We start from the raw sequence: 12,429 nt of genomic DNA on the forward strand, positions 1-12,429 counted from the left end.
TTATTCCTCGTTCTTGTTTCTTATGTAGATAATTTCACGTTCTATAACTTTTGTGGGTATCAATATTTGCTCATCATTTTTTGTAATTAGCACTTTTTTTGTATAAACAATTCTTGAATTTGAAAGTTTGTCAAGAACAGCTAATTTCTTTTTACTAAATAAAAAAAGTACATAATTTAAAAAAACTATTGTAAATCAATTTCCAGAAAGGCCTGAAACAAGGGCTATTCCGATATTATCAAGTGTTGTATTCTCTTCATTTTTTCTTGCAATAATTTCTTTTAAATCTTTATTAGAAAAAAAGGAAAGCATAATTAAAAAAATGACTATTCAATAAAAAGCACCGAAGATATTTCTTTTTAATATATCCCTATTTAAAATAAGTTCTTTGTTATTTGTAATCATTTTTATTTTGCAAACGTATTGACCTATAGTTGCAGAAACAGTAAGAATTGGAAAAACAACATAATAAGTAAAAATAAATATTATTGAGGTTATTCCAAAAGCAACAAATCCAGGTGTTGAAAATTCTTTTTTAAAAAGAATCAAAACGTACATTAATATAACAAAAGCAAAATTTATTACAAAATCAATTACATTAGCCAGCAATCTAAATCAAAAATTACTGTTTTTATAAAAATACATTATTGTTCTAGAAGTCCTAAAATTTTATATCACTTATTTATAGGTGTTTTCCTTCTTAAAACATTTACTTCAGGTAAATTTTTTAGCATATACATGTTGCTATCTCTAAAGTTTTTAAACTCATTTGTTAGTCACATTTTTTCTAAAATTTGGTCTAAACCTTCAACTAAACGATTGTTTCTTTTTTGAGTTTTTTCCTTACGATTTATCATTGTATAAAAGCTAAAAATTGTTGTTCCTGTTAACAATCCTGCTAAAAATACTTGAAGAGTATATGCTTTAAAATAATAAAATTCTTGCATGATTTTTCTTTTATCGTTTGTACAGGTGACTTCTAATGCTTTTAAAGAAGCCACAAAGTTTAACGGATTAATTCAAGTTTCGATATCAAAATATTCTCTTTGAATTCTTTCATCTACATAAACATATTTTTTTGCTTCTAGAAGAAGTGAATATGTTAATTCAAGAGAAATTTTAGAGTCATTTGAAAATGTAGGTTTAAATTTAATAAATTTTTTAGTTACAGAAGATTTGTAAATTTTATTAAAAATAAATGGGTAAGTATAAGCTAGTGGTTCAGTTGATTCGTTCAAGTCAATTAACTTATTTTCATCAATTCTTGAAGATGGTTTTCAACGAATCGAACCTATTAATCTTGGTTTAAATTCAATAATATCTGCTTCTGGAAAGTTGCTAATCATTTTAATAATTTTTTCCGTATAATGCTTTCTTATAGTGGTATCTGAATTTGTGATGTAAACATATTCACCTTTAACCATATTAAATGCTGAAGCAAAATTTGATTGATTGCTTTGACGTTTTGAGTTTACAAAAAACTTAAGTCTAGTTCCAAATTTTTTCTGGTATTCAACTATTATTTCAATAATTTCTTTACTTTTTGGCGGTTTATTTATAGCCATTATGACTTCAAAATCTTTATTTTCTTGGTCATATAAATCTCTTAAAAAAGTTTTTACGTCTCTAGTGTCTTTGTTTAATGTTGATATTATACTTAGCTTCATTTTATACCACCTTAAAATTTATATAAATATTTTAACATATTTAAAATTTATTATTTTAATATGCAATGAAAAAGCAATATTTAGTAAATTTTTTATATTTTTTTATTATTTAAAAAATAAAAAAACTCTAAAATATTGACATGTTAAAAACACAATCACTTTTAAAAGACTTAGAAGTCTTTAGCTTTATAAATCCGAAAAACAAATATAACATAATTTTTTTACATGGTTTTACTGGGTCTTATTATGACAACTTAATTATTAAAGACAAGATTACTAATTGTAATTTTTTTGCCTTACATTTGCCATGTCATGGAAAAAGCGTGTGCCTTAGTGATGAAGATTTATCAACATTAAATTTTGCGCAGATTTGAATTGAATATATTAAAGAGCAAAATTTAGATAACCTTATTCTTATAGGACATTCAATGGGTGGAGGAATAGCAGCTTATTTAAACACCTTTTTTAGCGATAAAATTTTAGCTAATATCCTTATATCACCAGCAAATCCGTCAATTATTAGTAACATGAAAAATATTAATTATTTACTTCCTAAAACACATCAAGAAGCAACTAATTTATTAAAAGGTTTAGTTTATCAATATCAAATTAATGAGCATTATATTCAAAACAATTTAATTGTTGAAACTATTGAAAACGCACAGGAAAAATTCAATGGATTAAAAGAAATGTTAAGTCCAGAGCAAATGAAAAATAGTATGAAACTTTTTGATTTAGGATTTAAAAGTATAAAAAAACCCACACTTGTAATTATGGGCAAAAATGACTTAATAGTTCCTACAAAAGAATTGAGTGAATATATAGATAATTTAAATAACAAGAATATAAAATATATAATTTTTGATAACGCTGCACACAATCCACATAAAGAAAATTCTGTATTATTTTTTGCTGAGGTTAATAACTTTTTACGCTTAAATATAGTTAAATAAAAAATTGGGGCCTCCCAATTTTTACATTCTGATATTTCCGGTTGTACGAGGATAAGGAATTACATCACGAATATTATCTAGTCCAGTTACATACATAACTAGCCTTTCAAATCCTAAGCCAAAACCACTACTTCCTGAGTCACCAAATCTTCTAAGATCTAAGTATCATTGTAAATCTTCTTGATCTATTTTTAGTTCCTTAACTCTTTCTAAAAGTTTTTCATATCTAACTTCACGTTGGCTTCCCCCAATTAATTCTCCTATACCAGGGACTAATAAGTCAAAAGCTGCAACGGTTTTATTATCATCATTTTGATGCATATAAAATGCTTTAAAAGCTTTAGGGAAATTTATAACTGCAACAGGTCCGTTAAAAAGTTTTTCAGCAATGTATCTTTCATGCTCTGTAGCTAAATCTAAACCAAATTCAATATCTTGATTTTCAAATATATCTTTAACTTTTTGTAGTTCTTTTATGGCTTGAGTATAGTCAATTATGCTTAACTTGTTATTTATAAATAAATCCAATCTTGCTCTTAATTCACTGTCAACATTTTCTTCTAAAAAGTCAAATTCAAATTTACATTTAGCTAAAGTATTACGAATAACTGTTTTTAGCATATGATCAGCTAAATTAACAACATCATTTAATTTATAAAAAGCAATTTCTGGTTCAACCATTCAAAATTCAGCAGCATGTTTTTTTGTATTTGAATGTTCCGCTCTAAAAGTAGGGGCAAACGTATAAACTTTTTTAAATCCTATAGCATAGCTTTCAGCGTGCAACTGACCAGTAACACCTAAAGTAGCTTTTTTATTTAGTCCAAAAAATGGTTCTTTACTATCATCACTAACATTAAAGGTTTCTCCAGCACCTTCACCATCATTTGAAGTAATTATTGGACTTGCCATTAAAAAGTAATCATGTGCAATAAAATATTTGTGGATTTCTTGAGCTAAAACTGATCTGATTAGCATTGCTGATTTTAAAGTTTTTGTTCTATGTCTAATGTGAGGAATTTCTCTTAAAGTTTCAACATTGATTTCTTGATTTTGAATAGGATAATCATTATCCGTATTTTTTAAAAGTTGAATTTGACTAGCTACAAGTTCAATTGGTTGTTTTGAACCAGGAGTTGCAACTATTTTTCCAGTTACTTTTATACTTGCCCCTATTTTTATTTGATCTAATAGTTCAAAGTCGAAATTCGTTCCTTTTATAACAATTTGTAGTGATTTAACTGTACTTCCATCGTTAAGATTAATAAATCTTAATTTGTTATTACCACGATTTGAATCAACTCACCCTTCTAGTTCAAAATTTTCTCAATTATTATAATAATTTGGTCTTAGTAATAGTAGTTTAACTGTATGCATTTTTCTCCTTATTAAGTATTTATTATTTTATCACAAAATTGTTTTTCTAAATTTTGAGATTTTAGAAAAAACTACACACATTAACCTATATTCAAGGTAAATATGTGTAATTATCTTAAAAATCTATTTTTTCAAAAACTAATGTTACTTGAATTTTATCACCGTCTAAAAGTTTTTTACTTCCACCATTAGTTGTGCTAAATGTGTGTAGTCTATAATCCTTAGTACATTGAATGTTTATAACTTCTTCTAAATCAGTTAAGTTTTCTGAACCAGTTCCAAATATTTAATTTAATTTGTAATACTACAGAGGGAAATGGTGATTCTGAAGCAAATGAAAATCTTGATTCTTTGTTTAATTCTGAAAACATTTTTTCTCCTCTTAATTTGTATTAATTAATTATAAAAAATTATTTATTTTCTAAATACTATACAAAAAAATGATAAAAAGTTTTTATATTAATTTAAGGAATCAATAACATAATTTTTTTTGTGTTTTTTTACAAATTACTATATATAAAAATATAATTAAATTAATAGGAGAACATATGGGATTTTTTAGTAATTTATTCAAAAGTAAAAAACACGAAACAAAGTGTGAAATTAAACCAGAAACAAGAGCTATTGTTGAAGCTTTTGGAGGTATTTCAAATATAACTGGTTTTAACAATGGAGCAGTTAGATTAAGATATGATGTTAAAGATTCGGATTTAGTTGATGTTGAAAAACTTAAAAGTTTAGGAGCTTTAGAAGTTCTAGTTTTAGGTAAAAAATATGTTGAAGCAAAATTTGGTGATTCATCTGAACAAATTAATATTGAAATTAGAGAGGCTTGTCCTTTATTAAAAGAAGAAGAAGCAAAAAAACTTAAATTAAATAAAGGAAACTTAGCACCTGAATCGCTACATTGCGACCCAGAAAAGAAAACATGTGAAGTTATTAATGCTGACATGGTGGATGTACTTGTTCCAGCTGATGGAAAAGTTGAAGATTTAGCTTCGTTAAATGATGGAGTATTTTCAGAAAAACTCTTAGGTGATGGATTTGTAGTTAATGTTAAAGACAAAAAGGTTGTTGACATTATCTCACCAGTTGATGGAAAACTAGTTGTAGTTTTTCCTTCAAAACATGCTTATGGTATTCAATGTGCAAGTGGTCTTGAAATTTTAGTTCATATAGGAATTGATACTGTTAAACTAGGTGGTTTAGGATTTACAAGTTTAGTTAAAGTTAATGATACAGTTAAAGCAGGTGATAAATTAGCAACAGTTGATGTTGAAAAAATAGTTTCAGAAGGATTGAATCCAAATGTTATTTTAGTAGTTACACCTGATTCAAAATTAAAAAATATTAAGCAAAAAGATTCTAAAACTTTTACAATTTATAAATAATAAAAGGCGTTGCCTTTTTTTATTATTGTTTTTTTATAAAAAAAATAAATAAAAACAACTATGGATAAGTTGTTTTGGTCAATCTAATGAAATGGAGCGGGTGAAGGGAATCGAACCCTCATAGTCAGCTTGGAAGGCTGAAGTTCTGCCATTAAACTACACCCGCAATTGCTAAATTATTATAACACAAATTTTTATGTTCAAAGACTTTTTTTGATTTTTTTTAATTAAAAAAACCATTGTTTTTTTTAATGAAAATTATTTATTAAAAAACTTTACTATCTTATTTAACTTTTATTTATTATATATAATATAACTATGCCAGAATATCCAGAAGTTACAGTTGTTTCTAATTCCTTAAACGAATTAGTTAAATTTAAAAAAATAACTAAAGTAGAAGTTAATTTAGAAAAAATAATTAAAAATACTGATGTTAAAAATTTTATTAATTCTCTTGAAAATAGAGTTATTTTTTCAATAGAAAATATCGGTAAATACATCATTTTTAGTTTTGATAATGATCTAAAAATGATTAGTCATTTAAGAATGGAAGGAAAGTTTTTTTACGAAAATTTCTTATCTGATCGTAATAAAAAACATGATTTAGTTATTTTTACTTTTGAGGACAATTCAAAATTAATTTACAATGATACTCGTAGGTTTGGTACTATGGATTTAGTACAAGGTGATTTAAGTACTTTTACTAAAATATCTAAATTAGCTAATTTACCAAATCCCCTTGATGCAAGCAAAATAATGCAAAAAGTAAAAAATAAAAAAATACCAATAAAAACAGTTTTATTAGACCAAAGTATAGTTTTAGGAATAGGAAATATTTACGCTGATGAGGTTTTATTTGCTAGCAAAATTAATCCATTAAGTCCTGCAAGCAATATTTTGTTAAAGGAATGGAAATTAATTTTACAAAACGCAAAAGATATAATGAACCAAAGTACCAAACAAGGCGGTTCATCTGTAAATACTTATGGTTCTGTAAATAATGTTCAAGGAACATTTCAAAATGAATTAAAAGTTTATAATCGTGCAACTTTAGCTTGCTTAAGATGTAAGAATAAATTAGATAAAATTAAAGTTAATGGACGAGGCACAACATTTTGTGCTATATGTCAGAAAGTTAGGTAATTATGAAAAAGTTATTTATTGTTATAGATATGTTAAATGGATTTGCAAAAAAAGGTGCTTTATATTCACCTTTAATTGAACTTTTAATTCCACATATAAAAGAAGAAATTGTTAAATACAAAAACAATTTATTTATTTGTGATGCCCATAGTAAAGACGATATAGAAATGAGTTCTTATCCTTTACATTGTTTAAAAGGAACAGAAGAAGCTGATGTTGTTAGTGAATTAAAACCCTATGTACAAACTAAATTAGAAAAACAATCTACAAATGCATTTCATATTTTTGATAAAAAGTTCATCGATAAATATGATGAATTTGTAGTAGTAGGTTGTTGTACAGATATTTGCATTTTACAGTTTGTTTTATCTTTAAAAACATACTTGAATCAAAATAAAATTAATAAAAATGTTGTTGTCCTTAAAAAATGTACTGCAACTTTTGACACTGACTTGCACGATGGAAAAACACATAATGAATTTGCACTGGAACTTATGAAAAACTCAGGAGTTATAATTAAATAATGTCAAGAACTGTTGATTTACATGGTTTATTTGTACAAGATGCTTCAATTTTAATAGTTTCAAACTTAAATGACTTAACTAAAAATCGCATCTCTTCTATATTATTTATAACTGGTAAAGGGACTGGTGCTTTAAAAAGTGAATTAGAACATATTTTGTCAACTTATGATGTTGAATATGAAATATTAAATAAACAAGGAGCATATTTAGTTAAAAATAAAATTCAATATTATATATATGAAGAAGATGAAATAGCAAGCCAAAAAGATATAGATAAATTATATGATGAAGAAATTAGTAGAAAAAAATGATAAATAATTTAATTTTTTTCAGTTAAATGAAAATTTTTATGATAATTTTAAATTTTATAAATTTTTTTCATATGATAAGTCTATAATATGAGACATGATAACAAAATCAATGAAACAAGCCAAAGACGCCCTTAAAAAAGGCAATATATTTATGTTGGCTGTAGCATTCTTGATCGGGGTTGTATTCAACGCCGTTGTAACATCATTGGCTAACGATGTTATTATGAGTGCTATAGCAAAACACCTAGGATTCGAAGAACTTGCTAAAATGCAACACAATGGTATTTTATATGGTAAATTCTTAGCAGCTGTTATTAACTTCTTTGTAGTAGCTGTATTCTTGTTCTTTATGTTGACTGGATATTTTTTACTAGTTAACTTCAAAAATAGAAAAAAAGTTGTGGTTAAGGAAGCTCCTAAACCTTCAACAGATGAATTAATCCTAGAAGAATTAAAAAAATTAAACGAAAAATTAGAAAGTAGAAAATAAAAAAAATAGCTCGCACAATCGCGAGTTATTTTTTATTCAGCTAAATAAGGTAAAACCATCACTAAACCAATTGCTGCATACAATGTATATAAGTCAAACATTATATCTGAGTATATTAAATTGATTAGTCTTTTTTGACTTCATGCAAATGGATAATCTATTTTCATAAAACCTGAGCCACTTGCTCCAGTAATTATCAAGTCGTTGTTAATTGAATAGATTTGAACACCATTTAGTATTTTAGTACTGTTAATGTGATCTTTTAATTCTAGAATTTTTTCCATTGAATATGGTGTAAAAACAGTTCTAGATGCTATTTCATCATTACTTCTTAATTGAAATTCTTTATTAAATGTTTCGTTTTCTAATTTAACTTTGTTAAGTTTTAAATGGTTAGATCCATCCAATAATGATCAGTTAAATTTTCTGTTTTTTAACATATCTAAGTTAATTGAAACTACAAAACTATATTGATCTAAAGTTGATCTTTCACCACCTACATTTAACTCAACTTCATAGTTAGAAAATTTTGCTTTATATTTTTTTAAAATTAAAAGTTCCATTGTATCAATTTGTTTTTTGAATTTTAAATCTCTAGCATTATCACCAAAAGGACACATAACTTCTTTTTCTTTTGAGTTAAACCAGTATTTGTGTACTTAATAAATTCAAATAGATTTGTTAAAGTAAATAATTCTTTATAAATAACTTCTTCATTGTGTCATTTACGCATTGCATTTAAAGCAGTATATCTACGATCTAATGCTACTTTTATTACAAAATAAGCAATACCTATTAAAACCACTCCTACTAGTATCATAGGTCATAAAGTACCTATTTTTGCAAGACTTATAAGCCCTAATAGTAGACCTATAAACCCAGCTCCTGCACCAACTCCTAATGAAATTTTTATATTTTTTAATCTTTTGTTATATTCAACAAAAGCATCTTTCATTGACTCATTAATTAACTCTAAACATTTTTCTTTGTTTAAGTCTTGAAATTCTTGAAATGAAAGTATTTCTTTTACACGTGCTATATCCATAATTAGTTAAAACCTAGTTTAACATCCTGTCTTTCTTGTTGAGTAGCAACAAATAAAGGTTGTGTTGTTAAACTCATACTTTGTGCAACAATGCTTGCTGGTCATGTAACAATTGATGTATTTAGTTCTGTTACATAGTTATTGTATAAACGTCTAGCAGCACTAATTTCACGTTCTAAATAAACTGATTCAGCCATTAATTCTTCAAATAATTTACTTGCTTTTAGGTCTGGATAGTTTTCTGAAACAGCTAATAATCTTCCAAAAATAGAATTGTTTAAATTATCCATTTCTCTTTGTTGTTCTACAGATTGTGAATGGTTTGATGCTAAGTTTCTCATTTGTGTAACTTGTGCTAAAACATCTTTTTCATGTGTCATGTAACCTTTTGTTGCGTCAAAAAGTTTTGTTAAAGTAGAACTTCTTTTTGTTAATTGAACATCAATTGTACTTGAGGCATTATTGATGTTAGTTTGTAATCTTCTAAGTTTATTAAAAGTAATAATGTGTATAACAATTGGAACAATCAAAATAAATGAAATGTATCAAATTATATTTGCTGCTGTTGTGCTTTTTGCTTTGATTGATGTGTTATCAGCATTTGGGTTATATCCTTCTGGATTTGTTTGTTTTGAATTATCAAATAAATTTCCCATGATTCTCCTTTTTTAGTTTGTTTATAATGTTAAATTAGTTGTTTTTGTTGAATAAAATTTTAGCTTTATCATAAGCTAATTTTCTTGCTTTTTTAGCAACATAATCTCTAGCTGCTTTTATTAATTCATTTTTTCTTGCTCTAAGTTCTTTTTTAGCTTTTTTAAGTAATGCTTTTGCAGCTTTTTTAGCTTCTTCAGTAACTGCATCTTTAACACCTTTTGCAGCTTCTTTAGCGGCAATAATTGCTAATTTTCTTGCTTCTTCATTTGCAGCTTTGAATGCTTCTGAATCAAGAAAAGCTTTTAAAATGCTTTTTTCTTCTTTATCATTAATTTGACTTTTATCAAATTTCTCTAATTTAGATTCGTCGATTGTTTCTTCAACAATTTTTTCTTCATCAACGTTTAATGAATCTACATTATCATCATTAGCGTTATTTTCTTCAATTTCTGTTGGTTTACTTGTATTTGTATTAGTTGTTCCAACGTTTGTGTTTGTATTTCCTGTGTTTGTGTTAGATGTTGCAGGATTTGCATTTGCATTTGTGTTTGTGTTATTTGCTTAGTATTTGGTTTTGTTGTTGTGTTTGAACCATTTGAACATGAAACTACAGCAACTACTGGTAAGAACGACATTGTTGATAATGTCAAAATTACTCTTTTTTTCATATATTCTCCTAAATTTTTATTGTGAAACGTTTAAAACCGGTTTTCTATTTTTTTACTTACTTAAATTTATGCATTATATATACATATATATTTTTGGTGAATTATCATAAAGTTATTTTTATTAATATTTTTTAAATATAAATAGTACTTTTTAAGTAAAAATGTTTTTTATTTTCGTAAAAAAAATTAATTTTTCTAAAAAATAAGCGTTTTTTTAAATTAAAAAAACTGATTTAATTTTAAGAAAAATAACTATATTTCAAAAAGAAAATTATTTACTAAAATATATATAACCAAATAAAATATTTTTAAATTTGTGTCTAAAAAAGTGAAAAAAATCATATTCTAAAATTTGCAATAAATTATGTTTTTTATACTTATAACTTATAATTATCAAGAAACAATAAATTTTATAATTGGATCATAAAAGAAACATATTTATGTATATAAAAAGGATGTATTTAAATTTATTGTAAAATTCAATTATGAACTTTTCAGATATATTTTTATGCTCAACTGACACGGTTTGTGGTATTGGCGGACCAATTAATAACGAATCTCTTAAAAAAATTTATTTTTTAAAGGATAGGCCATTAGACAAGAAAATAATGATTGTTGTAGGTTCTATAGATCAAGCAAGACAATTTAAACAGTGAAATAATAAAGCTGACGAATTTGCTCAAAAATATTGACCAGGTGCAGTAAGTATTATTGTCAATAATCAAGGTTTTAGAATGCCAAATTCTTTAAAAATGCAAAAATTTTTGTTAAAGAATGGACCAATGTATTTAACAAGTGCTAATCTTTCAGGGAATGATCCATTAAATTTAGAGCAAGCAAAAAATGTTTTTAAAGAAATTACTAACGTTTATGATTTTTGTAAACCTTCTAATAAACCTAGTGATATTTATAATGTAGATACTAATCAATGACTTTATAGATAAAATTAACTTAATTTACTTGCTCAAAGGCTTTTAAGTAAATTAAAAAATCAATTTAAAAAATAAATTTTTAGGAATAGTTTTTACAATTACTTTCTATATTTATATTTTTGTGAATCAAAAAATTGTTTCAGGAATTAGTGAATAAATTTTATTTTATAAACTTGAAATAATATATTTTATTTTGATAGAATAAGAAAAAGGAATTCATGATAGAACACGTAAATTTACAAGGTTGTGCTTGCCCAGCTTGCATGCAAAGTGTTTTAGTAGTAAATCAAACAGACTTACCAACTAATGCATTAACAAATACAGATATTGCTATTATTGCAATTTCAGTAATTTTAATAATTGTATTAGCAAGTGCTTTTGTTTATTTATTAAAAAGACATTTTAAAAACAAGCACAAAAAAGTAATATAACTAGCTATAATTTCATAATTGTGGAAATTTTTTCCATGTTTTTTGTTATTTTTATTCATTAAGCATTATTTTTAATGAAAAAAATAAAAAAATGAAAAAATATAAGAATGAATGTCAAGATAAAAAAATTTCAGTCAAAAACCGAATTGATGCGCCATTTACTTATTGAAACTACATTAATTGCTAAAAAAAATTCTTTTTCTAGCATTTGTGTAACACCACAAAAAAAACTTTTACCATACTTAAATTTGATTCAAAAATATTGACTTAAACAAAAGTATGTTTTTAATTCTCTTAGATGATTTATTTCTAGCGAAGTTATTGATTCACAAAATTGCACACAGATTTTTTATTCACGATTAAAACACAACTTTTTTGACCATTTTCCATGAAGCCCAATTAATACTTTTTACCCTTGCACAAAAGGCAATATAAAAGAAAACGCTTTGATTTTTGAAAGGCAGATTGTTTCTAAAAATGGACTTGATTTGCTTGTCTGTGTAATGGACGATTCTGGACAAATAGTATTTTTAAAAAATGATTTAGTACCTGAAAAAAGAATGGATGTAGTTAAACTTTCTAATGAAAAAAACGTTTTAACCTTAGGAATGGCTACTATTTTAGAAACAAAAAAAATAATAGTTATATATGATGGAAATAACCGAGAGTTAATTGAAAAAATCACAAATCCTAGAATTCATTTAGAACATGCTATTAGTTTTTTAAATTATCATGCAGACACAACTTTATTAGTTTTAGAACAAAAATAGATTTTGTTCTTTTTTTGTATTTTTTTAGATAAAGTCCGTATAATTGTGTAAAAGGGTACCATTTAAATGC

16 protein-coding genes and 1 tRNA gene are annotated in these 12,429 nt (G+C 25.4%); 10 read left to right on the top strand and 7 right to left on the bottom strand.

Going from position 1 to position 12,429, the window contains the following annotated elements:
• Entirely contained in the window at nt 1–645 is a 645-nt protein-coding gene (locus MALL_RS03955; protein WP_005683910.1) for an RDD family protein, read from the bottom strand.
• The gene (locus MALL_RS03960) at nt 645–1,667 is read right to left on the bottom strand and encodes a glycosyltransferase family A protein (RefSeq protein ID WP_005683848.1); all 1,023 of its coding nucleotides are present in this window, start codon (nt 1,665–1,667) and stop codon (nt 645–647) included. Before MALL_RS03960 ends, MALL_RS03955 begins: the two co-directional genes overlap by 1 nt.
• A 140-nt stretch (nt 1,668–1,807) precedes the next feature.
• On the opposite strand from MALL_RS03960, the gene MALL_RS03965 reads away from it, so the two are divergent.
• Nucleotides 1,808–2,620 (top strand): alpha/beta hydrolase, encoded by an 813-nt coding sequence (locus MALL_RS03965; protein ID WP_005683758.1) that lies wholly within the window; start codon nt 1,808–1,810, stop codon nt 2,618–2,620.
• 21 nt (nt 2,621–2,641) lie between these two features.
• On the opposite strand, the gene asnS is transcribed toward MALL_RS03965, so the two are convergent.
• Entirely contained in the window at nt 2,642–3,997 is a 1,356-nt protein-coding gene (gene asnS / locus MALL_RS03970) for an asparagine--tRNA ligase (RefSeq protein WP_005683981.1), read from the bottom strand.
• A gap of 548 nt (nt 3,998–4,545) precedes the next feature.
• On the opposite strand from asnS, the gene MALL_RS03975 reads away from it, so the two are divergent.
• Nucleotides 4,546–5,388 (top strand): PTS glucose transporter subunit IIA, encoded by an 843-nt coding sequence (locus MALL_RS03975; protein WP_005683916.1) that lies wholly within the window; start codon nt 4,546–4,548, stop codon nt 5,386–5,388.
• A 92-nt stretch (nt 5,389–5,480) separates the two neighbouring features.
• Here the strand turns inward: MALL_RS03975 and MALL_RS03980 are convergent.
• A tRNA-Gly gene (locus MALL_RS03980) sits at nt 5,481–5,554 on the bottom strand.
• A gap of 152 nt (nt 5,555–5,706) precedes the next feature.
• Between MALL_RS03980 and mutM the strand changes: the two genes are divergently transcribed.
• The 4 genes from mutM (at nt 5,707) to MALL_RS04000 (ending at nt 7,856) form a co-directional block, all read left to right on the top strand.
• Entirely contained in the window at nt 5,707–6,531 is an 825-nt protein-coding gene (gene mutM / locus MALL_RS03985; protein ID WP_005683833.1) for a bifunctional DNA-formamidopyrimidine glycosylase/DNA-(apurinic or apyrimidinic site) lyase, read from the top strand.
• Nucleotides 6,532–6,533: 2 nt separating this feature from the next.
• Nucleotides 6,534–7,055 (top strand): cysteine hydrolase family protein, encoded by a 522-nt coding sequence (locus MALL_RS03990; protein ID WP_005683927.1) that lies wholly within the window; start codon nt 6,534–6,536, stop codon nt 7,053–7,055.
• Entirely contained in the window at nt 7,055–7,369 is a 315-nt protein-coding gene (locus MALL_RS03995; RefSeq protein WP_005683973.1) for a Smr/MutS family protein, read from the top strand. Before MALL_RS03990 ends, MALL_RS03995 begins: the two co-directional genes overlap by 1 nt.
• A gap of 91 nt (nt 7,370–7,460) precedes the next feature.
• Entirely contained in the window at nt 7,461–7,856 is a 396-nt protein-coding gene (locus tag MALL_RS04000; protein ID WP_005683776.1) for a large conductance mechanosensitive channel protein MscL, read from the top strand.
• Nucleotides 7,857–7,888: 32 nt separating this feature from the next.
• On the opposite strand, the gene MALL_RS04005 is transcribed toward MALL_RS04000, so the two are convergent.
• Genes MALL_RS04005 through MALL_RS04015 form a run of 3 tightly spaced genes read right to left on the bottom strand, consistent with a single transcriptional unit; the run spans nt 7,889 to nt 9,557 of the window.
• Nucleotides 7,889–8,476: a DUF3137 domain-containing protein gene (locus MALL_RS04005; protein WP_005683821.1), complete on the bottom strand. Its 588-nt coding sequence runs from the start codon at nt 8,474–8,476 to the stop codon at nt 7,889–7,891.
• Nucleotides 8,443–8,901 (bottom strand): hypothetical protein, encoded by a 459-nt coding sequence (locus tag MALL_RS04010; RefSeq protein WP_005683898.1) that lies wholly within the window; start codon nt 8,899–8,901, stop codon nt 8,443–8,445. The genes MALL_RS04005 and MALL_RS04010 overlap by 34 nt, the downstream gene beginning before the upstream one ends.
• A 2-nt stretch (nt 8,902–8,903) precedes the next feature.
• On the bottom strand, nt 8,904–9,557 hold the full coding sequence (locus MALL_RS04015) for a LemA family protein (RefSeq protein WP_005683742.1): 654 nt from the start codon (nt 9,555–9,557) through the stop codon (nt 8,904–8,906).
• A 308-nt stretch (nt 9,558–9,865) separates the two neighbouring features.
• Between MALL_RS04015 and MALL_RS04465 the strand changes: the two genes are divergently transcribed.
• The 4 genes from MALL_RS04465 to MALL_RS04035 all read left to right on the top strand — a co-directional run bounded on the left by MALL_RS04465 (nt 9,866) and on the right by MALL_RS04035 (nt 12,359).
• On the top strand, nt 9,866–10,123 hold the full coding sequence (locus tag MALL_RS04465; RefSeq protein ID WP_156785642.1) for a hypothetical protein: 258 nt from the start codon (nt 9,866–9,868) through the stop codon (nt 10,121–10,123).
• Between the two features lie 588 nt (nt 10,124–10,711).
• Nucleotides 10,712–11,170 carry a Sua5/YciO/YrdC/YwlC family protein gene (locus tag MALL_RS04025; RefSeq protein ID WP_005683857.1) on the top strand — a complete coding sequence of 153 codons (459 nt, stop codon included), beginning with the start codon at nt 10,712–10,714 and terminating at the stop codon, nt 11,168–11,170.
• A 206-nt stretch (nt 11,171–11,376) separates the two neighbouring features.
• Nucleotides 11,377–11,589: a hypothetical protein gene (locus MALL_RS04030; protein WP_005683769.1), complete on the top strand. Its 213-nt coding sequence runs from the start codon at nt 11,377–11,379 to the stop codon at nt 11,587–11,589.
• Nucleotides 11,590–11,696: 107 nt separating this feature from the next.
• Complete coding sequence (locus MALL_RS04035) at nt 11,697–12,359, top strand: sugar phosphate isomerase family (protein ID WP_156785643.1); 663 nt, start codon at nt 11,697–11,699, stop codon at nt 12,357–12,359.
• Nucleotides 12,360–12,429 lie beyond the last annotated feature (70 nt).

This window comes from Mycoplasmopsis alligatoris A21JP2 (genome assembly GCF_000178375.1).
Taxonomy (GTDB): Bacteria; Bacillota_I; Bacilli_A; order Mycoplasmatales; family Metamycoplasmataceae; genus Mycoplasmopsis; species Mycoplasmopsis alligatoris.